The sequence below is a fragment of the Qipengyuania gelatinilytica genome (genome assembly GCF_019711315.1).
Lineage (GTDB): Bacteria > Pseudomonadota > Alphaproteobacteria > Sphingomonadales > Sphingomonadaceae > Qipengyuania > Qipengyuania gelatinilytica.
Window position 1 is genome coordinate 1,482,187 of the sequence record NZ_CP081294.1, and the last position, 25,644, is coordinate 1,507,830.

Here is a 25,644-nt window from a genome sequence, read left to right on the forward strand (position 1 = left end):
GCTCCCCTCACACGAATTCGCTACCCTTTCTACAGGGGTCGTGCTGCAGGCAGCGAGCATCAGGCTCACCGTCGAGGCGGCTGCTAATTTGGCAGAGCGTGAGCGGTTCATTCCTATCTCCCTGACACGAGAAGAATGCCCGTCCTCACGGGAGGGTCCCCGATCCGCGAGCCTATTCCCACTCGATCGTGCCGGGGGGCTTGCTCGTGTAATCGTAAACGACTCGGTTGATGCCCTGCACCTCGTTGACGATGCGGGTCGCGCAGCCGGTGAGGAACGCGGCGTCGAAGGGATAGACGTCGGCGGTCATGCCGTCGGTGCTGGTCACGGCGCGCAGGCCGCAGACGCTGTCGTAGGTGCGGTGGTCGCCCATCACGCCGACGGTCTTGACCGGCAGCAGCACGGCGAAGGCCTGCCATATCGCGTCATAGAGGCCTGCCTTGCGGATCTCGTCGAGGTAGATCGCATCGGCCTTGCGCAGGGTGTCGCAGCGTTCCTTGGTCACTTCGCCCGGGATGCGTATCGCAAGCCCGGGTCCGGGGAAGGGGTGGCGGCCGACGAACATGTCGGGCAGCCCCAGCTCGCGGCCGAGCTCGCGCACCTCGTCCTTGAACAGTTCGCGTAGCGGTTCGACCAGCTTCATGTTCATGCGCTCGGGAAGGCCGCCGACATTGTGGTGGCTCTTGATCGTGACGCTCGGTCCGCCGGTGAAGCTGACGCTTTCGATCACGTCGGGATAGAGGGTCCCTTGCGCGAGGAAGTCCGCGCCGCCGACCTTCTTGGCCTCTTCCTCGAACACGTCGATAAAGGTCTTGCCGATGAACTTGCGCTTGGCTTCGGGGTCGGTGACGCCTTCGAGGCCCGCCATGAACATGTCCTCGGCGTCCACTACGACCAGCGGGATGTTGTAATGGTCGCGGAACATGGTCTCGACCTGCTCGCGCTCGTTGAGGCGCAGGAGGCCATGGTCGACGAAGACGCAGGTGAGCTGCTCGCCGATCGCCTCGTGGATGAGGATCGCGGCGACCGAGCTGTCGACCCCGCCCGAAAGGCCGCAGATGACCTTCTTGTCGCCCACCTGCTCGCGGATTTCGCGGACCTTGGTCTCGCGATAGGCGGCCATGGTCCAGTCGCCTGCAAGCCCGCAAACATGGCGCACGAAATTGGCGATCAGCCTGCCACCATCGGGCGTATGGACGACTTCGGGGTGAAACTGCGTGCCGTAGAACTTGCGCTCCTCGTCGGCGATTACCGCGAAGGGCGCGCCGTCGGAGATAGCGACGATCTCGAAGCCGGGCGCGAATTTGGTGACCTTGTCGCCGTGGCTCATCCAGACCTGGTGCCGCTCGCCTTCCTTCCAGAGACCGTCGAAGAGCGCGCATTCCTTTGTCACGGTGAGGAAGGCGCGACCGAATTCGCCGCCTTCACCGGTTTCATGGCCGGGGCGGACCTCGCCGCCGAGCTGGTGGCTCATCACCTGCTGGCCGTAGCAGATGCCAAGGATCGGGATGCCCGCCTCGAACAGCATTTCCGGAGCGCGCGGACTGCCTTCTTCGGGCACGCCAGCAGGCGAGCCTGACAGGATGATGCCCTTGGGCTTCAGCCGGTGGAAGGCTTCTTCTGCCTGGGTGAAGGGTGCGATCTCGGAATAGACCCCGGCTTCGCGCACACGGCGTGCGATGAGCTGGGTAACCTGGCTGCCGAAGTCGACGATAAGGATGGAATCGGGGAGGTGCGCGCTGTCCATGGATGCGCGCGATAGTCACAGCGCGGAAAGCTGGCAAGCGCTCCTGCCGACGGCAGGTGGCGACACCTTCCGGTCGAGGCCGCACGTTACCCAAGCTGGCGAACTTTCGCCCGCCCGAAATTGGCCACCCTGTCATCGTCGACGGTCCTCGCCGGACCGCAGCAAGCTTCAAGGCTTCGGATCAGGCTCGGGAGGGATAGCTGGAGTAGCAGGCTGGGCCGCTTCGCCGGTCTGGCTCGGTTCCGCAGGGACGGCAGCTTCGGCCTTGTACATTAGGAACTGAGGCGGATCCTGGTTGATGATGATCGGATCGTCGACGAGCGGCATAGGGCCATTACTGGTTTGGATCTCCGCCACCAGATTATATGTGTAGATCTCACCGTCGTTATTCTTGTCCTTGATCGTCAGCGAAGTGTTACCGTTTCCGCCCGGGACGGAGATGACGCTACCGTTTTGACCGGCATCGTTGTTCGGCTTGTCGCCAAAGCCTTTTGCCAGGCGGATGCTCTTGTTGTTCGGCTGCCGCAGATGAGCATCGCAGTCGACGCCGTTGACCTTTACCTTGTCCGACTTCCACAGCAGCGTGATCTCGAAATCGCTGATCGGTGTCTTTCCGGCATTCTCTGCACGGCCATTGATATTGCCTTGCTGGTCGACGACTTTCATCCCGCCTTTCGGACTGGTCTGCTTGTACTTGAAATCCCCCTCGTACCAGCCGGCATCACCATTCCACTTTACGTTGTTTACGGTCACTTCAACTTCTACTTGAGTAGTCATGATGTGCTCCTTCGTTTGTGCTCATCCGCGACCATTTGTTGTTCATGCGATCCGGTTATCGATGACCGGATCCAGTTCTTTTTCCTCGAGACTCCTGCGGAGTTGGCGCGCCAAGGCAGTCTGCCCCAATCTTTCTGCGGCAACCGCGCGCAGAGCGGTTTCGACCGGATGAAATCCCTGGCCGATGCTCTCGACGGCTATAGCCCGCGCGTAGGAGGCAGCTGCCTTGGCGCCATCTCCCGACTTCGAGTGCGCATTCGCTTCGACCAGATGTGCGGCGATGATTGACAGGACGTGCGCCGGATCTCCCTGATCAAGCCTGCCCAGCCATTTGCGGGCCACCGCTCGCAAGCGTTCCGGCGCCATGCCCGATTGGTCGGTCAGCGCCCGTTCGAGTTCCAGGGAAGCTGGTCGCTCCACATTCCAGCTAAGGTTCTTCGGATCGCGGGCTTTCAAATCGAGGAGCAATGCCTCGGCCCGGTCGTAATCGGCGGTGGCCAGCGACGACCTTCCATCGTTCCAGTTCACCATCGCCCTCGACTGGAGGACGCCGATTGCGAAGACCTTCGTCATCGTGTTTTCGGGGTCCTGCTCGATTAGCGTTTCCGCTTCAGCCGCCGCGTCATCGAGGTATTGCCGAGCTTTGCCCGTCTGGCCGCGGATCGAATGAAGTGCGCCCATGCTGCCCTTGGCGAAAAGACCCATGCGGCGCGCTTCGGCATGATTGGGTTCGGCTTCCAGCGCTTCGTTATAGAGCGCGAGTTCGCGTTCACGGGTTTCCGTCGCAGCCCGGAAGTCCCCGAGTACCTGATGGGTGCTCGAGACCCATGACAGTCCCTGCCCCCACTCGACCAGCCTCGATGCAGGTCTGCCTTCGGCCTCGGCCACTCTCGCAACCGTCGCAACGCTTCTCTCGAACAGGTCCAGCGCATCCTCGTAGCGCGCCTCTTCATCGGCGAGCGTTCCAAGGTTGGACAGGGCGTATGCCTCTTCTAGCTGCCAAACGAGGTTCGAGCGGTCCTTGGCGGCGAGGCGGATCGATATGTCGGCATATTGTCCCAATGCCTTCTTCGCCTCATCCATCTGGCCGCGTTGCCAAGCGATGAGACCGACCCAGAACATGCTTTGCCCGTGGTTGAACATGCGTTCGGGGTCGTCGGGTTTCCGTGCCAGAAGTTCGCTCGTCGTGCGCGCCGCCTCGCGGAAGGCCGGAAGGGCCTTGTCGTTGTTGCCGCGAAGGTTGTGCATTTCAGCGACGAGTTGCACCGCCCGGGCGCGGCGCCCGAGCTCCTCGGGGCTCAGGTCGTCGAGTTTCTGCCTTGCGTAATACTCCATGGCACGGGCGCCGACACCATCCATCACGTCGAGCCGCCCGACCGGCTCCAGCTCTTCCCTGAGGTCGGTAAGCATGTATTCGATCAACCCGTTCGCCTCGGCCCGCTCTTCGCGCGCGGTATCGCGTTGCTGGAGGGCAAACAGCGCAAGGCCGATCGCGATGACCATGCCAACGAAGGAGGCCGCGGCCATTATCGCCAGCCGGCGATGGCGCTGGCGGGCCTGCCGATCGACAAGTTCGTCGAGCCCGATCCCCGCCAGCCCCGCCACGAGCTTCTGGACGCCCAGCTTGCGGCCGTCTTCTTCGGGCCGCAGGTCTGCGGCTATCGGTTCTGCCAGTTCCTCGGTCGGCGTGCCGTCCTCGTAATGGACGAGCAGCGGGGGCGGCATGTTGTAAGGCGGTGCGCCATCGACGACTGCGGGAAACACGCGGGCATCGCCGTTGACGCGTTTGAAGAGGTCGATCTCCTTGGCGATCCACGGCGATATGGCCGAATGCGGCGAGCACAGGACAATCAGTGCATCGCTATTGGAAAGCGCGCTTTCCAGCGCCGCGCCGAGATCCTCCGATGCCGGCAGTTCCTCGCGGTCCTTGAAAATGGGACGCAGTCCGTCCTCGAGCCCGGGCGCATCGATGCCGTCGGGCAGTTTGAAGTTCTCAAGCTGACCGTGGAGCCAGTTCGCGATCCGCTTGTCGCGGTGCGAATAGCTGATGAAAGCCTTGTAACGTCGTTCGGCCAAGTTGCTCCTCCGGATGCGACCCCGGATACGACTCGGCAACCCACTGTTTTGCCGGAAGGATGTCCCAAACTTGCATGCAATGCAAACGAGGGCGGCAACAGCTCACGGAGGGGGCGGTCAATCTTGCTTGCGTAAAACGCAACACACCCTGATGTTTTCTCACTTTCGTTCGCGAGTCAGCAACATTATTACAACCCCCACAGCCGACGCGGAGACGTCCCTCCCAGAATTCTCCCGCGGCACAGAGATGGCGACAGTCCCTTCCCCAAGATGAGCTGTCGTCGCCTTCCTCCGGGCCAGCTGACCAGCCAGAACGGCACTGCGGCCTCCTAGCGCAGGGTTAGCTCCCCCGGAGGCGATATGGCAGCGAGTAGAGACGCGGCCGCCCACACACTCCTCTCCCCTCCCCCAACGTGTCGGCGCCGCGTCTCGAACTCGCATGTCAGACCCGCGTGTAACCTTCGCAAAGTTGCAGGCGTAAAACCTTGCGCAAAAAGACAAGGAATAAAAACCATGACGACGATCTACGGCCGCCTTGCGGTCATCATTCTTGCAACCGGCCTCTCCGGCGTGGTGCTTTCGCCCGCGTTCGTCTGAGCCGACGCAACAGGCAGCAGGGCCGGCCTGAAGGCTAGTCCACTGTCCCGAGCCGCGTAGCCGCCTCGCGAAGTTCGCTTTTCAGCAACTTCCCGATGTGGCTGCGCGGCATCTCGTTTATGGGGTGCAGAGCGCTCAGCCGCTGGGTCTTGCCCAGACGCGCATTGACCGTTTCGCGAATGGCCTCGGGTTCGCGCGCGCCTTCGCGCAGTTTCACGAAGCCGACCGGCGTTTCGCCCCAGCGTCGCGATTCGACACCGATCACCGCCGCTTCGACCACGTCCGCCTCTTCGAGCAGCGCGTTTTCCAGATCTACCGGATAGATGTTGAAGCCGCCCGAGATGATCATGTCCTTGGCGCGGCCGACCAGTTCGACAAAGCCTTCCGCATCGAGGCGGCCTATGTCGCCCATGCGCTGCCAGACCTCGCCGCTGTCGGGATCGGTCCAGTATCCCTCGCGCGTCTTGTCCGGCTGGTTCTTGTAGCCGGTCATCATCGTGTGGCTGCGCCCGACCAGGTTGCCCGGCGTGCCGGGCGGGACCGGTCGGTCCTCGTCATCGAGCACCCTGAGTTCGCTTCCCGGCGCGGGCCTGCCCACGGTGTGCAGCTTGTCGGGGAACTTGTGCGCCTCGAGCAGGCAGACGACGCCGCCCTCGGTCATCGAATAGATCTCGATCAGCGCGCCGGGCATCCGGTCGAGTACCTCGCGCTTCAGCTCAGCCGAGAATGGCGCGGAGGTACAGTACTTCAACTGCAATGAGGAAAGGTCGAATTCGTCGAAGCGCGGCTCGTCCATCAGCCTTTGATACTGGACCGGCACGAGCATCGTGATGGTGGTGCGATCGGCTTGCGCAAATTCGAGCCAGCGCAGGCAATCGAACTTGCCCATCACCCGCACCGTTCCCCCTGCAAGCAAAGCGGGCAGGAAGGCGACCATGGTGGTGTTCGAATAGAGCGGGGTCGACGCGAGGCTGCGGACCTCCAGCCCGTTCTCAAGCCAGCTGCCCGCCGTCGCCGCGAACTGGCGCCAACGCATCTGGTGAGAATGGACGATCCCCTTGGGCGTGCCGGTGGTGCCGCTCGAATAGATGATGTTGAACGGATCGGATTGCGCATGCTGGACCGCGGGAGCCGTTGTGCCCTCCGGCGCCATCCAGCCGTCCAGCTCCTCGTCGAGAACGATCTTGGTCATGCCCGGAAAACAGTCATCGCCGAGTTCGGCCAGCTTCGCCCGGTCGATGAATATGTGCTTTGCGCCGGAATCGCCGGCCATGCCGGAAAGCTGGTCGGCGCTCGCGCTGGTGGTGAGCGGTGCAGCCACCCCTCCTGCGCGAACGGCGGCGAGGAAGACCAGCGCATAGGCCACGCTCGAATAGCCGAGAATGGCCACCGATTGCCCGCGCTCCAGCCCGTCCTCGAGCAGGCGCGCCGCAATCCGCTCGACCCGATCGCCGAGCTCGGCCCAGCTCAGCGTGACACTCTCGTCGCGCAAGGCAGGTTGGTCATCCAGCCTCGCGGCATTGGCGGCGAGTATTTGCGAAAACGAGCCGAAGGGCTGCTCGAGTGCTTTGCGGTGCTGTGTCTCTCCCATGGCACGCACCCTATCGACGGTTGCGGCGGTGTCGAGTCAGCATTCGATGACGTTGACCGCGAGCCCCCCTTGCGAGGTTTCCTTGTACTTGCTGCTCATGTCGAGGCCGGTCTGGCGCATGGTCTCGATCACCTGGTCGAGTGTGACCGTGCTCTCCGCACCCGTCCGGTGGAGCGCTAGCCTTGCGGCATTCACCGCTTTCACCGCACCGATGGCATTGCGTTCGATACAGGGCACCTGCACCAGCCCGCCTACCGGATCGCAAGTGAGGCCGAGGTTGTGCTCCATCCCGATCTCGGCGGCGCTGGCGACCTGTTGCGGCGTGGCGCCCCACAGCGCGGCAAGTCCCCCGGCCGCCATCGAACAGGCCACGCCGACCTCGCCCTGGCAGCCCATTTCCGCGCCCGAGATGCTCGCCCGCTGCTTGTAGAGCAGGCCGATCGCACCAGCCGTCAGCAGGAAGGTCCGGCGGCTTTCCGTGCAGGGCTGCTCGTCATTGGTCACGCAATAGAAACGGATCACGGCAGGAATGATACCTGCAGCGCCATTGGTCGGCGCCGTGACGACGCGGCCGCCGGCGGCGTTTTCCTCGTTCACCGCCATGGCGTAGCAATTGAGCCAGTCGAACAGCTGCTCGCGCTCGTTCGATTGCGGATTGGCGGAAAGCTTGTCCCACAGGTCGGGCGCACGTCGCTCGACCTTGAGGCCGCCGGGCAGGATGCCGCGCTGGCTGAGCCCGCGCTCGATGCACTGGTCCATCGCCTTTGCCACGCGGTCGACACCGGCGAGGGTCTTGTCGCGCGGGCGGAAAGCGTCCTCATTCGCCAGCACGAGTTCGGCGATGCTCTTGTCGGTCGCCGCGCAGCTCGCGAGCAATTCCTCTGCCGAGCCGAAATCGAAGGGCACCAGCATGCCGGTGTTGATCCGGTCGTCCTTGGGCTTGCGTTTGAGCTGCGCTTCGGATGCGACGAAGCCGCCACCGGTCGAATAATACGTCCGCGACAGGAGCCGTTCGCCAGCCTCGTCGAACGCCTCGAGCGTCATCCCGTTGGGATGCAGGTCCGGGATCACGTGACCGGCAAGGTCGATGTCCTGTGCGGGATCGAAAGCGATTTCCCGCTTGCCGCCAAGGGAAATGGCCTTGTCCTCGCGCAGCTTCGCCAGCGCAGCAGCGGCTTCATCGGGGCAGGTCGTATCGGGCGCGAAGCCCATGAGGCCCAGCATGGTCGCATCGACCGTACCGTGACCCACGCCGGTAAGCGCCAGGGAACCCTGCAATTCGACCGCGACCCGGGCTGTCTTTCCAAGCTTGCCGGAGCGATCCAGAGCCTTCACGAAGGTCCGGGCGATACGCATCGGCCCGACCGTGTGAGAGGAGGAAGGACCGATCCCGATCCGGAAGATGTCGAGCACCGAAAGCATGGGCCTTGGATGGGCTTCCTACCGCCCAAAATCAACCGGTTTCAGTTGAAACTTGTCCGCCTCTTCCCTGTGGGTAAAAAGGGGGCGAATCCTTTGGTTTTTCCCCTCGGCGAGCCTATATGATGGGCATGGACGAGAACACTCCCGCGAGCGGCGAAAACGCCCCCAAGAAGAACGCCTACGATTCCGATTCCATCAAGGTCCTCAAGGGCCTCGACGCGGTGCGCAAGCGCCCCGGCATGTATATCGGCGATACCGACGACGGATCGGGTCTCCACCACATGGTCTTCGAGGTGTCGGATAACGCCATCGACGAAGCGCTGGCAGGTCACTGCGACCTCGTGCTGATCGAACTCAATTCCGATGGCTCGGTGAGCGTCGAAGACAATGGCCGCGGCATTCCCGTGGACATGCACAAGGAAGAAGGCGTTTCGGCGGCAGAGGTCATCATGACCCAGCTGCATGCGGGCGGGAAGTTCGAGAACACCTCCGACGACAACGCCTACAAGGTGTCGGGCGGCTTGCACGGCGTGGGCGTCTCGGTCGTCAACGCACTGTCCGAGTGGCTCGAACTCACCATCTGGCGCGATGGCAAGGAACACTGGATGCGCTTCGAGCACGGCGATGCCGTGGAATCCTTGCGCGTCGTGGGCGATGCTCCGCCGGTTGCCTCGAATGGCGACGAGGATGGCTTGAAGAAGGGCACGCGCGTCACCTTCATGGCGAGCCACGACACTTTCAAGAACGTCACCGAGTTCGACTTCGACAAGCTCGAGCACCGCTACCGCGAGCTCGCCTTCCTCAACTCGGGCGTGCGCATCCTGCTGCGTGACAGCCGCCACGAGGAACCGCTGGAACACGACCTGTTCTACGAAGGCGGCATTGCGGCCTTCGTGAAATATCTCGACCGCAACAAGCAGGCGCTGGTCGCAGAACCCATTTCGGTCAGCGCGGAAAAGGAAGGCATCGGCATCGATGTCGCGCTGGAATGGAACGACAGCTATTACGAAAACGTCCTGTGCTTCACCAACAATATCCCCCAGCGTGACGGCGGCACCCACTTGGCCGCGTTCCGCGCTGCGCTGACGCGCACGCTGAACAACTATGCCACCGCATCGGGGCTGATGAAGAAGGAGAAGGTCTCGCTTTCGGGCGAAGACATGCGCGAAGGCCTGACCGCCATCGTCTCGGTCAAGCTGCCCGATCCCAAGTTCGGCTCGCAGACCAAGGACAAGCTGGTCTCTTCCGAAGTGCGCCAGCCGCTGGAATCGCTCATGGGCGAGAAGATGACCGAATGGCTCGAGGAAAACCCCAACGACGCCAAGCAGATCATCCAGAAGGTCATCGACGCCGCCGCCGCCCGCGAAGCGGCCCGCCGTGCGCGCGAGATGAGCCGCAAGGGCGCGATGAGCATCGCCTCGCTGCCGGGCAAACTGTCCGATTGCCGCGAACGCGACGCGACCAAGGCCGAACTCTTCCTGGTTGAGGGTGACTCAGCAGGCGGCTCGGCCAAGAACGGGCGCGACAGCCAGTATCAGGCGATCCTTCCGCTCAAGGGCAAGATCCTCAATGTCGAGCGCGCGCGTTTCGACCGGATCATCTCGTCCAAGGAAGTCGGCACGCTCATCCAGGCGATGGGCACGGGCTTGCGCGACGAATTCGATCTTGAAAAGCTGCGCTACCACAAGGTCGTGATCATGACCGACGCCGACGTCGACGGCGCGCATATCCGCACGCTTTTGCTGACGTTCTTCCACCGCCAGATGCCCGAGATCGTCAAGGCCGGGCACCTCTACATCGCGCAGCCGCCGCTTTATAAGGTGACGCGCGGCAAGTCCGAGGTTTACCTCAAGGACCAGCCCGCCTTCGACCGTTACCTCATCGAGGCGGGCCTCAGCGGCCGCATCCTCGAAACCGGCAGCGGCCCGCGCGCCTCGGCCGACCTAGAGGCGCTGGTCCAGCATGCGCTGAGCGTGCGCAATCACATGAACTACGTTCCGCGCAAGTATAACGCGGAGATCATCGAGGCGATGGCCCTGGCGGGCGCGCTGGACCCTGCCGGCGGCGACCGCTCGGCAGCACTCGACAAGGCCGCGGCCCAGCTGCAGATGGGCGATCCGGAGGCAAAATGGTCCGCCGAAATGGGCGAAGACGGCCACGTCCGCTTCCACCGCGTCTGGCGCGGCGTTACCGACGTCCATGAAATCGAGGGACGCTTCCTTGAAAGCGCGGAGGCGCGCAAGCTCCACCGCGTCGCGCAGGAAAACGCCGAGGTCTATGCCTCGCCCGTTCGCCTCATCAAGGGAAGCGAAGAGGATGCCGAGGAGCAGGTCGACGCAGCCGACGTCGAGGAAACGGACGATACGCCGATCGTTGGCGACGATGCCATCATCCTGCCGACCCAGCTGGTCGATGCAGTGATGGCCGCAGGCCGCAAGGGCCTGAAGGTCAGCCGCTTCAAGGGGCTGGGCGAAATGGATGCCGAACAGTTGTGGGAGACCACGCTCGATCCGGAAAACCGCGCCCTGCTGCAGGTGAAGGTCGAGGATGCCGACGTAACCGACGAGATCTTCACGCGCCTGATGGGCGATGTCGTCGAACCGCGCCGCGAGTTCATCCAGGAGAACGCACTCAACGTCGCCAATCTCGACGTCTGATCTGCCAGCACACCGTGAAGAGGGGGAGCGGCATGGAACACATCGGCAAGACACGGGTCGAACAGGGCGGTTTCCTGCTCTTCCTCGCGCTGGTCACCATCGCGGCGCTCGTGGTGGTTATGCCCTTCCTCAACCCGCTGCTGTGGGCGAGCCTCGCGGCGATCATGTTCCAGCCGCTGTTCCGCTGGTTCCAGTCCAGGCGGCCCGGCAAGGATACGCAGGCGGCAGCGCTTACGCTGCTGGTGATCTTCGTCGCAGTCATCATCCCGACGTTGTGGATCGGCAGCACGGTGGTCAGCGAGGCCGCGCGTCTCGTGGTCGCCTTCCAGCAGGGCAACATCGATGTCGCCGACTGGTTCGAGCAGGTCTTCAGCATCCTGCCCGCCACTGTCCAGGACAGCCTCGCGAAAAGCGGCATGTCCGATTTCGGCGACCTGATGGCCCGCGCCCAGGCGTTCCTGCAGGCCAGTCTCGGACTGATCGCCCAGCAGGCGATTGCGATCGGCGGGAGCATTTTCGGCTTCGTCCTTTCTTTCGCCATAGGCCTCTACGTCAGCTTCTTCCTGATCCGCGACGGCCGCAAGATCGGTGAGACCGTCCTCCATGCCCTGCCCATGAGGCGCGGTGTAGCCGACCGATTGGCAGAACGTTTCATCGGGATCGTGCGCGCGACCATCAAGGGTTCGGTCGTGGTGGGTCTCGTGCAGGGAGCGCTCGGTGCGATCACCTTCTGGATCGTGGGCATCCCCTCGGTCCTGCTGCTTGGCGTGATCATGGCAATCGCATCGCTGCTCCCGGCAGTCGGCCCGGCAATCGTCTGGGGCCCGGCTGCGCTTTACCTGCTGGCAACCGGCGCAATATGGGAAGGCGTGGTCGTGCTGGTCTCCGGCGTGGCGGTGATCGGCATGGCAGACAACATCTTGCGCCCGATCCTGGTCGGCCGTGACACGGGCATTCCCGACTGGTTGATCCTCGTCACCACGCTGGGCGGCATCGCGCTGATGGGCCTGTCGGGAATAGTGGTCGGACCGCTCATCGCGGGTCTCTTCATCGCGGGCTGGAGCATCCTTGCCGAAAAAAGCGAAGAGGCAGAGGCGATTGCCTAGTCGATGACCTCGGCACCAAGTCGCGGATTGAGACCCGTGATATAGTTCAGCCACTTCTTCGGCCGCCGCATCATCTTTTCCGGATAGACCACGTCGAGACCGACGATCTTGGCGATCTCGCCAACGAAGTGGATGCAGTTGCGCGTTTCAAGATCGTAATACTTGCCCGGCGCATTGCGCCAAGCCTCCACCAGTGCCCGGACCTCACGGTACTTCTGGTCGGTGATCGTGATGGTGAAATGGCGGTTGGTCCTGGTCAGCCACTTGTCCTTCTCGACCAGGATCGTGTGCTCGACCGGGCCGTTTAGCACCGCCAGCGTCGTGCGCTTTGCGGAGAAGCCGAAATTCTCCTTTACGAAGGTGCCATCTTCCAGGGTGCCTTCCATCGACACGAAGGCATGCGGATAGCGCCCCGCGATCACCGATCCGTTGAACGAATGAAAGGTAATGTCCACCGCCGCTGCCGCGAGCGAGGACCAGCCGAGCGCGACGATGAGAGCGAAAACACGGAAGATGCGAACCATTGCGCGGGCTTAGGGCAAGCCCGCGGAGATTCGCAACCGGTCTCGTGCTCGGTTCAGCTCGCCAGAAGCGTCGCGTTACCGCCCGCCGCGGTCGTATCGATGCAGACCACGCGTTCGGTAGCGAAACGGGCCACGTAGTGGGGGCCGCCTGCCTTGGGGCCGGTACCCGACAGACCCTCACCGCCGAATGGCTGGCTTTCCACCACCGCACCGATCTGGTTGCGGTTGACGTAGAAATTGCCGACCTTCGCGCGCGCCTCGATATAAGCGCGCATGTCGTCGTTGCGGCTGTGCAGGCCGAGAGTCAGGCCGTATCCGGTGGCGTTGATCTCTTCCATGACCCGGTCGATTTCCGAGGCGCGGTAACGCACCACGTGAAGCACGGGCCCGAAGTTTTCACGCTTCAGGTCGAGGATGGAATCGAGCTCGATGATGGTCGGGGCGACGTAGCAGCCCTTCGACGATCCACGATGGAGCTTGCGCCGCCAGACCTGCGCACCGCCGGTCTTGCGGCGGGCGACATGGCGTTCGAGCGCGGCTTTTGCATCGGGGTCGATCACCGGGCCGACATCGGTCGAAAGCTCTTCCGGATCGCCGATCGTCAGCGCTTCGAATGCACCGCGGATCATCGCCAGCATCTCGTCATAGACATCGTCCTGGATGTGCAGGACGCGCAGCGCCGAACAGCGCTGGCCCGCGCTCTGGAAAGCGCTCGCCACCACGTCGCGGGTCACCTGTTCGGGCAGCGCGGTCGAATCGACGATCATCGCGTTCTGCCCGCCGGTCTCTGCGATGAAGGTGGCGATCGGGCCATCGCGTCCGGCAAGACTGCGATTGATGGCCTGCGCGGTCTGGGTCGAGCCGGTGAAGGCCACGCCCGCGATGCGCGGGTCGGAAGTGATCATCTCGCCCACGTCGCCTGCACCGGGCAGGAGCTGGAAGGCGTCTTCCGGAATGCCCGCCTCGTGGCAGAGGCGCACAGCGAGGGCTGCGATAAGCGGCGTCTGCTCGGCAGGCTTCGCCACGACAGTGTTGCCCGCGGCAAGCGCGGCAGCCGGCGGGCCGATGAAGATCGCGAGCGGGAAGTTCCAGGGCGAGATGCAGGCGAACACGCCGCGCCCTGCAAGGCTCAGTCGGTTTTCCTCGCCGGTCGGACCGGGAAGCGCAATGGGTGCTGCAAAGAGGCGGCGCGCCTCGCTGGCGTAGAAGCGCAGGAAGTCGACTGCTTCGCGCAGTTCGAGCACCGCGTCCTGCAGCGTCTTGCCCGCCTCGCGCTGGCAGAGCGAAAGGAATTCGTCGGTGTGATCCTCGAACAGGTCGGCCGCCGCTTCGAGCAGCAGCGCACGCTTTTCGCCGCCCAGCGCGTTCCAGCCCGGCTGGATGGCTTCGGCACGGCTGATCGCTTCCTCGACCTCGAAATCGAGCGCGTCGCGGCGCGTGCCGACCTGCGCCGTGAGATCGTGCGGCTTGTTGATCGGCGCCATCTCGCCTTCGGCAGATGACATGAAGGTCGGCTCCGCCACCCACTGTTTCGCCTCGAGTGCCTCGAGCCGCTCCATCAGCGGTTCGCGGACCAGCGGATCGGACAGGTCGATGCCCGCCGAATTGGCGCGGCGACCGAAGATGTCCGTCGGCAGCGGGATCGCCGGATTGCGATAGGGCTCGAGCGCCTGCATGTCGGCGACCGGGCAGGTAGTCAGTTCTTCCACTGGCACTTCGGCATCGGCCATGCGATTGACGAAGCTCGAATTTGCCCCGTTTTCGAGCAGGCGGCGCACTAGATAGGCGAGAAGGTCCTTATGCGTACCGGTGGGCGCGTAGATGCGCACATTGGTGCGGCGGTTACCTTCGACCTGAGCCAGCGCGCCGTAGATGTCCTCGCCCATTCCGTGGAGGCGCTGGAATTCGAACGGCTTTGCGCCTGCCAGCGCCTTCACCGCACCGATCGTATAGGCATTGTGCGTGGCGAAGGCCGGGTAAATCACGTCGTCGGCCGCCAACAGCTTTTCCGCGCAGGCGAGGTAGCTGACATCGGTCGCAAGCTTGCGGGTGAACACCGGATAGTCGGTGTAACCGCCCACCTGGCTGAGCTTGATCTCGGTATCCCAATAGGCGCCCTTCACCAGCCGGACGAAGAACTTGCGATCGTACTTGCGGGCAAGCCGCGCGATCCATTCGCACATCGGGACGCCGCGCTTCTGGTACGCCTGGATGGCGAGGCCGAAGCCTTCCCACCGGCTGCCATCGTCACGGACGAACAGCGTGTCGTCACGGGCAAGCGCCTCGATGATGTCCATCGAGAGTTCCAGCCGGTCTGCTTCCTCGGCATCAATGGTGAAATGGATGTTCGCATCACGCGCCTTGGCGGCGAGATCACGCAGCACCGGCAGCAGGTCGACGATAGCCTTGTCGGCATGGAGGAATGTGTATTTCGGATGCAGCGCGGAAAGCTTCACCGAAATGCCCGGGCTGGTCGAGACCTTGCCCGTCGCCTCGCGCGACAGGCGGTCGATCGCGCGCTCATAGGCCTGACGATAGCGCTCTGCATCGTCATAGGTCATCGCCGCTTCGCCGAGCATGTCGAAGCTGTGGGTGAGGCCCTTGGCGCGCTCCGGTGCCGCGCGCTTCAGCGATTCGTTGATCGTGCGGCCATAGACGAACTGTCCGCCAAGGATGCGCATGGCCTGCAAGGTGGCCTTGCGGATGACCGGTTCGCCCAGGCGGTTCACGGCACGCTTGAGCGTGGTGCCCATGCCCTTCTGCGCTTCTTCCGGCCGTTCGAGAACTTCGCCCGTCAGCATCAAGGAGAACGTCGCGGCGTTGACAAAGGTGGAGGAGCTTTCGCCCATGTGCTCTGCCCAGTCGATATCGCCGATCTTGTCACGGATCAGTGCGTCGGCAGTCGGCGCATCGGGCACGCGCAGCAGCGCTTCGGCAAGGCACATCAGCGCCACGCCTTCTTCGGTGGCGAGCCCGTACTGGTGGAGGAATGCATCGATGCCGGAAGCCTTCCGGCGACGCGCGCCTTCGATCAGCTTGGCTGCAAGGCCGGCAGCCTCGTCATGTTTTGCAGCGGCGTTCGCGGCCTGCGCCATCCGCTCGGCGACACAGGCATTTTCCTCGGCCTTGTAGGCCTCGCGCAGGGTCTGGCGGGAAATGGGGGTAAGGCGAACAGGATCGTGCAGGGCCATGCGACTCCGAGCAGCTAGAATTGAACTGCCCGCCACTTGGACCCGAAGCAGGGCGCTTTCAAGCTTTGTGAACGCCGGGCCGACCCTGGGGCGCGGGGGGCTGTGACCTGCGGTCGAACCACTGCCCGACCTGCGCGCAGGCATCCTCGGACAGGTGCAGAGCGAGCTTGCTCCGGCGCCACAGCACATCCTGCGCGGAGCGGGCATATTCGTGATCGACCAGGTAGGTCAGTTCCGCCTCGTAGAGGTCGCCTCCGAAATGCTCGCCAAGCTCCCCGAGCGAGCCCGCATCGCCGATCACCATGTCGAGCCGTGTACCATAGGCGCGTGACAGCCTGAGGACGGTCTCGGGCGGGAGCCAGGGGTGGCGTTCGCTCGCCTGCCAGAGGAACTTCGCGAAGTCCCGGTCCGCCATGTCACCGCCCGGAAGCGGTGCATCGGCAGTCCAGCTCCTGCCCGGAACAGGCATATGCGAAGCGAGCTTCTCGAGCGCATGCTCGGCCAGCTTGCGGTAGGTGGTGATCTTGCCACCATAAACCGACAGGATCGGCGCACCGCCTTCGCTGTCGACCTCGAAGACATAGTCGCGCGTTACGGTCGAGTTGCTGGCGGCCTTGTCCTCGTAAAGCGGACGCACGCCGGCATAGGTGTGGACGATGTCCTCTTCGGTGACGCCGCTCCTCAAATAGCGCGACACGGCCTCGCGCAGATAGGTGCGTTCTTCGGCACTGATCTCCACGCAATCGAGATCGCCCTCGTAGAGCATGTCGGTGGTGCCGATCAGCGTGTAGTCGCGCTCGTAGGGGATCGCGAAAACGATCCGCTGGTCGGGCTGCTGGAAGATATAGGCATGGTCGCCCGGATAGGCGCGCGGCACGATGATGTGGCTGCCCTTCACGAGCCTGAGATGTGCTGGCGTGCCCGCGCCGAGCGCGGTCTTCGCCACCGTATCGACCCATGGTCCCGCAGCGTTCACCACGCAGCGAGCGGCGACGGTCCGCTCTCCGGCATCGTCCCTCAGCGTCGCGGTCCAGCTATCCTCGTGCCGGTCCAGCCCGGTGCATTCGGTGCGAGTGAGGACCTTTGCCCCGCGCGCCTCTGCATCCATCGCGGTGAGCACGACGAGCCGCGAATCCTCCACCCAGCAATCGGCATATTCGAACCCCGACTTGAGCCCGTCCTGGAGGGTGGACTGGTGCGGCGCGACGCGCAGGTTCACCCTGTGTGAACCGGGCAGGGTCTTCTTGCCGCCCAGCCGGTCATAGATCGCAAGGCCGAGGCGCAGCATCCACTTGGGCCGCATGCCCTTGAGGTGCGGGAGGACGAAGCGCAGCGGCCAGATGATATGCGGCGCATTGGCGAGCAGGATCTCGCGTTCGCGCAGGCTCTCTCCGACCAGCCGGAATTCGAACTGTTCGAGATAACGCAGGCCGCCATGGACCAGCTTGGTACTGGCCGAGGATGTGTGCGAGGCAAGATCGTCCTTCTCGACCAGCAGCACCGACATGCCGCGTCCGGCCGCGTCGCGCGCAATCCCCGCGCCGTTGATTCCGCCACCGACGACGAGAAGGTCGTAGGTCTCGCTCATTCCGCGCGGAACAGCCGCCCGGCGACCGCATCCAGCTTGGCCATCAGTTCGCGGTCATGCTTGTCCGGCGCGGTCAGGATCGCATCGTCGAGAGCGGTATCGATCGGCGACGGCGTGCGCTTCTTCGGCAGGCCCTTGCAGAATGCCTCGACGGTTTTCACCGCGGTGGCCGAGTTCGCGTTCATCTGTTCGATGATCACACCCACGTCGACGGCATCCTCGCTGTCGCGCCAGCTGTCCCAGTCGGTGACCATGGCGAGCAGTGCGTAAGGCAGCTCGGCCTCGCGGGCGAGCTTGGCTTCGGGCATGCCGGTCATGCCGATCACTTCCGCGCCCCAATGGCGGTAAAGCTTGCTTTCGGCGCGGGTGGAGAACTGCGGACCTTCCATGGCGAGATAGGTCGCGCCCTCGGTCACATCGGCACCGGCCTTCTCGGCGGCCTTGGCAGCATATTTGGAAAGGCGCGAACAGACCGGGTCGCCCATCGAGACATGCGCGACGAAGCCGCTGTCGAAGAAGGTCGAGGGGCGGCCCTTGGTGTTGTCGATGAACTGGTCGACCGCGACGAAGCGGCCCGGCGCCAGTTCCTCCGACAGCGAACCGACCGCGCTGATGGCAAGGATGTCGGTGCAGCCTGCACGCTTCAGAGCATCGATATTGGCGCGCGCATCGACCTTGGAGGGTATGTGGACATGCCCACGCCCGTGACGCGGCAGGAAGCGCACGCGGACATGGCCGATGGTGCCGCACAGGATCTTGTCCGATGGCTTGCCCCAGGGCGACGTCACCTCGATCCACTGGCGGTCTTCCAGTGCGTCCATCGCATAAAGGCCCGAGCCTCCGATGATGCCGATGGTCCACTCGCTCATGTATTCTGCCCCCTGATTGCCCCGGCCATTGCCCATGCACGCGGCATGTCACCGGGGGGTTGGCGCTTTGGGTTAACGGTCAGGCAGGGGTGAAGAAAGCCAAGGCACAAGTAAAGCATGCACTTATTTGCCATGCGCAAACCTATTCATGCTGCAATGCAGCGTGCGAGGTTGACTCGTCCGGCACTTTGCCGCGCAATCATCGTAGATTAGAGGAACCATGGGAGAACCGGACCGTGCCGGAACTGCAGCCGCTGACATTTGCCACACTCACGCATCGCCTTCGCGAGCTGCATCAACGCACCCAGGAAACGCCGCTGTTCAACCCGGTGTTCCAGCTGGCCCATGACCTGTCGCGCGAACTGGAAGCGGGCGAGATCTCGCTCGGCGACATCGCCTCGCTGATCGGCGAACTGGAAACCCGTTCGCTCGAGGCGCGGGCCGACCGGCTGTGCACGCTCGTCAAACCGCAGGACACCGCGCGGCGGATGGAGGCATTCTGCAAGCCTTCGGACGGTTTCGAGGCTTTCCGCGATCACTGGTCGCATCCCCAGCTCCACGTCGTCTTCACCGCCCATCCGACCTTCCTGCTCACGCCCGAACAGACCGACGCCGTGGCCGAGGCTGCCGGTGGCGGCGATCCGGTTCCAGCCGAGACGAATGCCGAACGTCCCGAAATCACCCTGCAATACGAGCACACCCGCGCGATGCGGGCGCTTGCCCATGCGCAGGATGCGCGCGACACGATCAATCGCAGCGTGTTGTCCTGCGCGGCGTCGCACTGGCCCGACCAGTGGCGCAGCCTCGACCCCCTGCCGTTCCGTTTCGCCAGCTGGGTGGGCTATGACATGGACGGCCGCACCGACATCAAGTGGTACACCTCGATCGCCTTCCGCTTGTCCGAAAAGGCCCAGCGGCTCGAACGCTATGCTGCGCAGCTCGAGGAAATCGACGCAGGACACGCGCTGGTCGCCACGCTGCGTGCAGCTCAGGTTCGCGCAGCTTCGAGCGCCGAGGAATTTGCCGGCGACCTGTCGGACCATGCGGACCTATCCGCCGCGGCCAATCGACTGACCGCAGAAGGCGACGACAAGCTGCTGAGCCTCGCACCGCTTGTCTCGCAGTTGGAAGAAGAAGCTCTCGCTGCCGATGCCGAACGCGCAATCGCGCTCAAGACGCTCGCGTCCGCCATGCGCGCCGATGGCCTGGGCATGGGCCACATCCATTTCCGCGTGAACGCCAAGCAGCTCCACAATGCTATCCGATCGCGGATCGAGGGCGGCGCCGATCTCGACCTCGGCAGCAAGGGCGCTGTCGGCGCGCTGCGCGAGCTGGTTTCGAACGCCCAGCCGCTTTCGGCCAACTTCGCCTCTCTCGCGGTCGAAAGCTCGACCGCTGTCCGCCAGTTCCTCGCCATGGCGCAGATCCTCAAGCACGTGGATGCCGACGCGCCGATCCGGATGCTGGTGGCCGAGTGCGAACAGCCTGCAACCGTCCTTTCCGCACTCTATTTCGCCAAGCTGTTCGGGATCGACGAAAAGGTCGACGTTTCGCCGCTGTTCGAGACCGAGACCGCGCTCGAACATGGCGGGCGCTTCCTCGATGCGCTGCTCAGGGAAGAGGCCTATCGCGACTATGCGAGGAAGCGCGGGCGCGTGGCGATCCAGACCGGGTTCTCCGATGCCGGCCGCTTCGTCGGGCAGATCCCCGCAAGCCTTGCCATCGAACGCCTGCAGGGCCGCCTGGCGAACGCAATGGCGGCAAACGACATGACCGATGTCGCTGCACTCGTCTTCAACACGCATGGCGAAGGCATGGGCCGCGGGGCGCATCCGGCAAGCTTCAAGGACCGCCTAGAATGGCCGATGAGCCCCTGGGCGCGTCGCCGCTTTGCACGTGCCGGCATCCGACTGGAGCCCGAAGCCAGCTTCCAGGGCGGCGATGGCTACATGTTCTTCGCGACACCGAAACTTGCGCTCGCGACGCTCTCGACCATCGCAGAACTGGCTCCCGCCGACACCGATCCAGACGTGCCGACCGATCTCTTCTACCGGCGCACCGATCTCAGCCTCGATTTCTATCGCGCGATCAAGGATCACCAGCAGTCGCATCTCGAAAGCCGGACCTACAGCCGCGCAGTGACTGCTTTCGGCCTCGGCCTGCTCAATTCGACCGGTAGCCGCGTGTCGCGGCGCCAGTCGGACCTCAGCGCCGATCGCGATATGAGCCTGCGCCAAATCCGCGCCATCCCGCACAACGCGATCCTCCAGCAGCTGGGCTATCCGGTGAACCTGATCGCAGGGCTCGGTAGCGCGGCGGAGAGCAATTACGAGGACATCGCCGAGCTGCTGCGCGAAAGCCCGCGCGGACGCCAGATCATGCGCTATGTGCGCGCTTCGAACGCGCTCGCCAGCATCAAGACCGTCGCCGCCTATGGCGAGCTGTTCAACTCCGCCTATTGGGCCAGCCGCCCCTATCGCGGCACGGAAGAGCATCTCGCGCAGGCCTGCGAAACGCTGGCTGAATATTTGATCCAGGACGACCGCAACGGCGTCTTCCGCCGTCTCGCATCAAGGCTGCGCGTCGATGCGCTCAAGCTGCACCGCCTGTTCGAACTGGTGCCCGACGAGGACCCGCATCCCGAGCGCGAGCAGGCGCGCCGCACCATCGGCGTGCTCCAGTCGCTACGCCTCGCGCTGTTCCAGCACATGTTCCTCAAAGCCGTGTCGGTCCCGGCCTTCAGCCGCGCCAACGACATCAGCCGCCGCGACGTGCTGGAGATGGTCTTCACGCTACGGATCGACGAAGCGCTCGCCCAGATGCGCAGGGCCTTCCCGGCAAGCTTCCCGATGACGCAGGATTTCGCGATGGAGGAAAAGGCCGAGTACCCGCGCGCAGGCAGCGAGGGCTATGACGCGATCCGGCGCGATTTTATCGATCCGATCGAAGATTCCTATGCCCTTGCGCTGCGCATCTCGACCGCGATCGCCAACCAGTTCGGGGCGCACGGCTAGATCGCTGGCGCTAGTCTTCGCCGAGCCCCCATTGTTCGAGCGCGGGTGAGATGAAGACCTCGGCATTGTTGCCGAGCACGGCATCGCGCGTGGCGCGGTAACGGTCGACCCTGGTGCCATACTGTTCGCGGATCGCCTTGGCGTTCATCTGCGCATCCTTGCCCCAGTGCATGGAGAAGGAAATGCCCGCCTTCTTCAGCAGGTGCTGAAGGCGTTCGGCTGCAAGCGGCGCATCGGTCCCGAGGATGAAGTTCTTCGGCAGGCCGTCGATATTGATGATGGCATTGTGATCGAAGCGGAGGAAACCCATCGTCGCCGGGCTCTTTTCGGCAAAGCGGACGGTGTAGACGAAGTCCTTGCTGAACTGGCGGATGTTGCCCTCGCCCTCGGCCATGTCCATCGCGATTCTCATGACCTCGCCCAGCCGCTCGCGCGGGACGGCGAGCGCGGCATTGTAGACGTCGACGCGGATGTTCATCAGCCGGTGCGGATGCCATTCGGCGGTGAGCTGAGAGAGCGTGCGCGGCGTATCGCGCTCGTCGCAGGCGTTTTCCCTGAAATCGTCGAAGATCTGTTGCGGCACGTCGATGAGGTCGCGAATGCGCCCCTCCAGGTCTTCGGCGGGAAGCGGATTGTTCTCCGGCTCATGGTGCTTGGTAACGCCGATCAGGCCCGTCGCGCCTTTTTCGCTGATGGCTTCTAGGGTCGTGCGGTTGACCTGCCCCCCGAGATTTTCGGGCTTAGCGTCGGTCTCGTATTCGAACCAGATGGTCTCGCACACCTCGTGCCCGAACCCATCGAAGGGATCGAAGGTCAGCTCGTAATAATGCGGCTTGGCATCATCCGCGATCTCTCCCATCGCCTCGGCAAAGCGGCCCTGTTCGACCAGTTCGAACCAGTTGTCCGGCAGGACGCGCGCACGCTTGATGAGACCGCAATAGAACTCGTCCACCGCCTCGATCAGATAGGCCGATACGAAGCCCATGCCGCCCAAGTGCACCAGCGCATCGGCGAACATCGCGCTGTCGCCGACAGAAGCGAATTGCTCGATCCACTCGTCGCGCAAAACCTGGTGATCGGGCGAGCCCAGCCACAGGTCGCGCGCGTGACCGCGAGAGAGGATCATGCCGCGGATATGCGTTTCGCAGCCGGTCTCATCCAGCGTCGAGCCGTGCGAGCCGGTACCCACGATACCGGCCAGCGACTGGCCCTTGTGCGAACCGGCGGTGCGTAGCGACAGGTCGCGCCCGCTCCGCCCGAGCCAGTCCATCAGCGCGTGGATCTTGGTGCCCCCGGTGACCATGACATAGCGGCGGCGCCCGTCGACGCCTTCCCGGAATGCCTCGGCCGGTAGCTCCCAGATGCCTTCGTCATCGTCGGTCGTCATGAGGGTGGAGAAGTTGTGGTAGAGATCGCTTTGCGACCAGCCCGATCCTGTCACGCACAGCTCGCGGTCCTTGCCCGCCTCGGAGCGGATGAAATCCTGCAGGGCCTGCGCACGTGCGGCAAGCTCGACCGCGACATTGTCGCCCGCCGTCTCGTGCAGCGCGGCCTTGCGGCGATGCAGCTTGGCGATCGAGCGATGTTCGTTGATCCACCCCCCGCCGAAATGCTTCCTGACCTCGGTCATAGCGTGATCTCCCCCATCTGCGTCATTCGCCCCGTGCCCTCATGCGAATGTCGTCGCTCTCCAATACCGCCTTCCCTCCGCTTGGCTATTGGTTAAAACCGACGCGTGGAAGGTGAACCTAGGGGGGAAGCATGTTCCAGACGATCCTGATTGCTATCGCGACCATCGCCGCGCTGGTCGTGGCATTCCTGCTGCTGAGGAAATGGCTCAACTGGGGCCCGCAGGAAATTCCCTGCGCGCATTTCCATGACCATGTGCATCACGCTGCCCCGAACCGCTTCGTCCGCGATATCCAGCGCGATGCAGTGATCGATCACCATGACAACGAGCCCGACCCGATGGCCGCGGACTTCAAGCAAATGGTCACCCGCTCCGCTGCGCCCGCGCTCAAGAGCGCGCCACGCCCCGTGGCCGAATTCGCTGCCGATAGCGAGCGCGAGAAAATCCTGATGCTGTCGGGCGGCGGCCAGTGGGGAGCGTATGGAGCAGGCTTGTTCAAGACCCTCCACGACCGCAGCGCCAACGGGCTGGCGATGAAGAATGTGCGCATCATCACCGGCATCTCCACCGGATCGCTGCAGACGATCCTTCTGATGGTCGCGCTCGACCAGGAAGCGAAGGAAGAAACGCGGCGCTATGCGATGGAGCGTCTCGAATGGGGCTATTCTCCCGCCAAGGAAAGCGACGTCGTCGATAACAAGGGCATGTTCCAGATGCTGCTGCGGGGCGCGCAGGCGGGTACCGGCCCCTTGCGCAAGCGTATCCGCAATGCGGTCTTCGAAAACGGCGATGCCACCATGCTGGAAGCGATCCGCGACAGTTCGATCTCGGGCTACATCGGCTTCGTGGAAGCGCATTGCGGGCTATTCCACTATGTCGACGTGCGCGGCCTCGTACGCGATGCGCCAGACTGGGAAAGCGCGGTCGATGCCTTGTGTGCCGCGACCATGGCGTCCTCCGCCATGCCCGTGTTCCACCAGCAGTTGCGCGTGACCCAATGCAAGGACGGCGACCGCTCGCTTTACGATGGCGGTGTGCGGCGATCGGTCTTCTTCGAGAGGGCGATGGAAGCCATGCATGACGAGGTCCGCCGACAGGCAGGCAAGCCCGAAGACTCCAACCCTTCCGGTAACGAGCAGGAAGAAGTCACGCCTGATTTCTTCGTGGTGCGCAACGGCCCCACGGTGCGGCATCCCGATCCCGATCTCGACATGAACGACGGCCCGCTCGCCAATGGCCAGCGCGGCTATGATTTGCTCGTCAATGAAAGCGAGATCGGCGCGATCGCCAATTTGCGCCTGCTCAATCCGCATGGCCGCATCTGGGTGACGACAGCCGACGGATACGATTCCTTCGACTGCCAGTGCGATCACGCCGATTGCAGCAAGGAATCGGAGATGTTCAAGCCGGGCTTCATGGCTTGCCTGCGCGATCTCGGCCGTCACAAGGTCGAGCGCGAGGGCGGTCCCTGGTGGGAGATGGCGACGCTGGACGCGCGCTCAGCGGCCGAGGGTCACCGACACCAGCACGCCTGAGGCCCGCTCGCTCCCCGCAAGCCGCTCGCGCAACTGGAGATCGAGATCGACGAAGCCGCGGTGCGCGACTGTATCGGTTGCGTCGAACCAGTGGCGCAGCGAAAGGCCCACACCTCCTCCCAAGGCCTCTTCATCGAACCGCCCGCTGTCGAAATCCGCGCGCAGCAGCCCATAAGGCGTGAGCGTGGTGGAAGCTTCGTCGAGCAGGAACGCGCGCCCAAACCGCCCCTCGGCCAGCGCGTAGGTCGTATCGTGCTCGAACAGGTAAGAAACGTCGGCATAGTAATGCGCATAGGTCCAGTCGCGAGCCGCAATCTCCGGCTCCAGCCCGGCTCCGCCCGAAATCGCACCGCGTAACGACCAGTCGTCGAGACCCTGATCGTCGAGACCGACGAGCCTGCTCGCCTCCAGGTTGAAATTGACGGATGCGAGCGGTTTGTAGCGCAGGCCGATCCAGCCCTGGGCGGCGTGCCTTGCGGCAGTGGCGCCACTTTCAAAATCGGAGAAATAGGCCCGCGCAAAGACGCTGAACGGCCTGCCATTGCGCCATCCGCCAAGGCGCCTCGACACTTCCGCGCCGATCTGCAGGGCTTCCTCGTCATCGAGGAGGACGGGGCCAGGCGGACGGCCTGCGGTGCTGTAGCTTGCCTGCGCGAGGAAGGACCAGTCGCGCGACAGCTCGCGATTCTCGCGCCGGATCGCTTCGCGCTGATGCAGCGACAATGGCTGGTCTTCGGAATTGTCGAGCGCGAGGCCTCTCTCGAAGAACCGCACCGCCCTGCGATCAAGCCCGCGGCGTTTCGCGCTATATGCTGCATCAAGCGCAGTTTGCCGGGTGAACCCGTCATAAAGCGCTTCGTTATCGAGGATGTCCTGTGCTGCGGCATCGTCTCCCGCAGCAATCGCAACCATCGCCCAGTCGAGCGACTGGCGGGTGTGCAGCGCGGGGTCGGCCATCGCGCGGTCCACTACCCGGCGCGCGCCGGCGTCATCGCCCGAATAGGCAAGGTTGAGCGCCTGTGCGCGCAGGAAATAGCTTCGCTTTGCAGGATCGGTTTCGAAGCGGGCAGCGCTCGCGAACGCCTCCGCCGCAGCCTCGTTCTTTCCCGATTGCGCACGCGCTTCGGCGAGGAGCGCCAACCAGACCGGATTTTCGGAATCGTTTTCCAGGGCAGCTTCGGCACCGGCGATCGCCTGTTCGTACCTGCCGGCGCGGTAATCCTCGAAGGGATCGGTTGCGTAGCTGTCCTGTGCCAGCGCTGCGCCCGAAAGGCACAAGGATACCAGCATGCCCGCCGCGGCTATGCGCATTCACTTTCC

General features: G+C 63.8%; 15 protein-coding genes. 4 read left to right on the forward strand and 11 right to left on the reverse strand.

Features of this window, described 5'->3' with window-relative positions; translation table 11 throughout:
• Positions 1-172 precede the first annotated feature (172 nt).
• The 5 genes from guaA to K3136_RS07465 all read right to left on the reverse strand — a co-directional run bounded on the left by guaA (position 173) and on the right by K3136_RS07465 (position 8,210).
• The gene (gene guaA / locus K3136_RS07445; RefSeq protein ID WP_221429716.1) at positions 173-1,747 is read right to left on the reverse strand and encodes a glutamine-hydrolyzing GMP synthase; all 1,575 of its coding nucleotides are present in this window, start codon (positions 1,745-1,747) and stop codon (positions 173-175) included.
• A 168-nt stretch (positions 1,748-1,915) separates the two neighbouring features.
• Positions 1,916-2,524, reverse strand: coding sequence for a hypothetical protein (locus K3136_RS07450; protein ID WP_221429717.1), 609 nt, complete (start codon positions 2,522-2,524; stop codon positions 1,916-1,918).
• A gap of 42 nt (positions 2,525-2,566) precedes the next feature.
• Positions 2,567-4,600: a toll/interleukin-1 receptor domain-containing protein gene (locus K3136_RS07455; RefSeq protein ID WP_221429718.1), complete on the reverse strand. Its 2,034-nt coding sequence runs from the start codon at positions 4,598-4,600 to the stop codon at positions 2,567-2,569.
• A gap of 631 nt (positions 4,601-5,231) precedes the next feature.
• Positions 5,232-6,788 (reverse strand): class I adenylate-forming enzyme family protein, encoded by a 1,557-nt coding sequence (locus tag K3136_RS07460; RefSeq protein WP_221429719.1) that lies wholly within the window; start codon positions 6,786-6,788, stop codon positions 5,232-5,234.
• 36 nt (positions 6,789-6,824) lie between these two features.
• A complete protein-coding gene (locus tag K3136_RS07465; protein WP_221429720.1) occupies positions 6,825-8,210 on the reverse strand; it encodes an L-serine ammonia-lyase in 1,386 nt (461 codons plus the stop codon).
• Positions 8,211-8,338: 128 nt separating this feature from the next.
• Here K3136_RS07465 and gyrB point away from each other — a divergent pair, with 128 nt between their 5' ends.
• A complete protein-coding gene (gene gyrB, locus K3136_RS07470) occupies positions 8,339-10,867 on the forward strand; it encodes a DNA topoisomerase (ATP-hydrolyzing) subunit B (RefSeq protein WP_221429721.1) in 2,529 nt (842 codons plus the stop codon).
• A 32-nt stretch (positions 10,868-10,899) separates the two neighbouring features.
• Positions 10,900-11,973, forward strand: a complete 1,074-nt coding sequence (locus tag K3136_RS07475; protein WP_221429722.1) for an AI-2E family transporter — start codon at positions 10,900-10,902, stop codon at positions 11,971-11,973.
• Here K3136_RS07475 and K3136_RS07480 read toward each other — a convergent pair.
• Genes K3136_RS07480 through mtnP form a run of 4 tightly spaced genes read right to left on the reverse strand, consistent with a single transcriptional unit; the run spans position 11,970 to position 18,145 of the window.
• Positions 11,970-12,497, reverse strand: coding sequence for a hypothetical protein (locus tag K3136_RS07480; protein WP_221429723.1), 528 nt, complete (start codon positions 12,495-12,497; stop codon positions 11,970-11,972). The two genes, K3136_RS07475 and K3136_RS07480, sit on opposite strands and share 4 nt — an antisense overlap.
• 53 nt (positions 12,498-12,550) lie before the next feature.
• Positions 12,551-15,688, reverse strand: coding sequence for a bifunctional proline dehydrogenase/L-glutamate gamma-semialdehyde dehydrogenase PutA (gene putA, locus K3136_RS07485; protein WP_221429724.1), 3,138 nt, complete (start codon positions 15,686-15,688; stop codon positions 12,551-12,553).
• 58 nt (positions 15,689-15,746) lie between these two features.
• The gene (glpD, locus tag K3136_RS07490) at positions 15,747-17,276 is read right to left on the reverse strand and encodes a glycerol-3-phosphate dehydrogenase (protein WP_221429725.1); all 1,530 of its coding nucleotides are present in this window, start codon (positions 17,274-17,276) and stop codon (positions 15,747-15,749) included.
• Positions 17,273-18,145 carry an S-methyl-5'-thioadenosine phosphorylase gene (gene mtnP / locus K3136_RS07495; RefSeq protein ID WP_221429726.1) on the reverse strand — a complete coding sequence of 291 codons (873 nt, stop codon included), beginning with the start codon at positions 18,143-18,145 and terminating at the stop codon, positions 17,273-17,275. Before mtnP ends, glpD begins: the two co-directional genes overlap by 4 nt.
• 236 nt (positions 18,146-18,381) lie before the next feature.
• Here mtnP and K3136_RS07500 point away from each other — a divergent pair, with 236 nt between their 5' ends.
• Positions 18,382-21,159 carry a phosphoenolpyruvate carboxylase gene (locus tag K3136_RS07500; RefSeq protein ID WP_221429727.1) on the forward strand — a complete coding sequence of 926 codons (2,778 nt, stop codon included), beginning with the start codon at positions 18,382-18,384 and terminating at the stop codon, positions 21,157-21,159.
• A gap of 10 nt (positions 21,160-21,169) precedes the next feature.
• On the opposite strand, the gene K3136_RS07505 is transcribed toward K3136_RS07500, so the two are convergent.
• A complete protein-coding gene (locus K3136_RS07505; RefSeq protein WP_221429728.1) occupies positions 21,170-22,789 on the reverse strand; it encodes an FAD-binding oxidoreductase in 1,620 nt (539 codons plus the stop codon).
• Between the two features lie 131 nt (positions 22,790-22,920).
• Here K3136_RS07505 and K3136_RS07510 point away from each other — a divergent pair, with 131 nt between their 5' ends.
• Complete coding sequence (locus K3136_RS07510; RefSeq protein ID WP_221429729.1) at positions 22,921-24,324, forward strand: patatin-like phospholipase family protein; 1,404 nt, start codon at positions 22,921-22,923, stop codon at positions 24,322-24,324.
• Here K3136_RS07510 and K3136_RS07515 read toward each other — a convergent pair.
• Positions 24,289-25,635 (reverse strand): NfrA family protein, encoded by a 1,347-nt coding sequence (locus tag K3136_RS07515; protein ID WP_221429730.1) that lies wholly within the window; start codon positions 25,633-25,635, stop codon positions 24,289-24,291. The genes K3136_RS07510 and K3136_RS07515 overlap by 36 nt on opposite strands.
• Positions 25,636-25,644 lie beyond the last annotated feature (9 nt).

Bases quoted from the DNA above. Each gene is read 5' to 3' on its own strand.
- glpD (WP_221429725.1), bottom strand. From the start codon at position 17,276: ATGAGCGAGACCTACGACCTTCTCGTCGTCGGTGGCGGAATCAACGGC.
- gyrB (WP_221429721.1), top strand. From the start codon at position 8,339: ATGGACGAGAACACTCCCGCGAGCGGCGAAAACGCCCCCAAGAAGAAC.
- K3136_RS07450 (WP_221429717.1), bottom strand. From the start codon at position 2,524: ATGACTACTCAAGTAGAAGTTGAAGTGACCGTAAACAACGTAAAGTGG.
- guaA (WP_221429716.1), bottom strand. From the start codon at position 1,747: ATGGACAGCGCGCACCTCCCCGATTCCATCCTTATCGTCGACTTCGGC.
- K3136_RS07510 (WP_221429729.1), top strand. From the start codon at position 22,921: ATGTTCCAGACGATCCTGATTGCTATCGCGACCATCGCCGCGCTGGTC.
- mtnP (WP_221429726.1), bottom strand. From the start codon at position 18,145: ATGAGCGAGTGGACCATCGGCATCATCGGAGGCTCGGGCCTTTATGCG.
- K3136_RS07465 (WP_221429720.1), bottom strand. From the start codon at position 8,210: ATGCTTTCGGTGCTCGACATCTTCCGGATCGGGATCGGTCCTTCCTCC.
- K3136_RS07480 (WP_221429723.1), bottom strand. From the start codon at position 12,497: ATGGTTCGCATCTTCCGTGTTTTCGCTCTCATCGTCGCGCTCGGCTGG.
- putA (WP_221429724.1), bottom strand. From the start codon at position 15,688: ATGGCCCTGCACGATCCTGTTCGCCTTACCCCCATTTCCCGCCAGACC.
- K3136_RS07475 (WP_221429722.1), top strand. From the start codon at position 10,900: ATGGAACACATCGGCAAGACACGGGTCGAACAGGGCGGTTTCCTGCTC.
- K3136_RS07515 (WP_221429730.1), bottom strand. From the start codon at position 25,635: ATGCGCATAGCCGCGGCGGGCATGCTGGTATCCTTGTGCCTTTCGGGC.
- K3136_RS07460 (WP_221429719.1), bottom strand. From the start codon at position 6,788: ATGGGAGAGACACAGCACCGCAAAGCACTCGAGCAGCCCTTCGGCTCG.
- K3136_RS07505 (WP_221429728.1), bottom strand. From the start codon at position 22,789: ATGACCGAGGTCAGGAAGCATTTCGGCGGGGGGTGGATCAACGAACAT.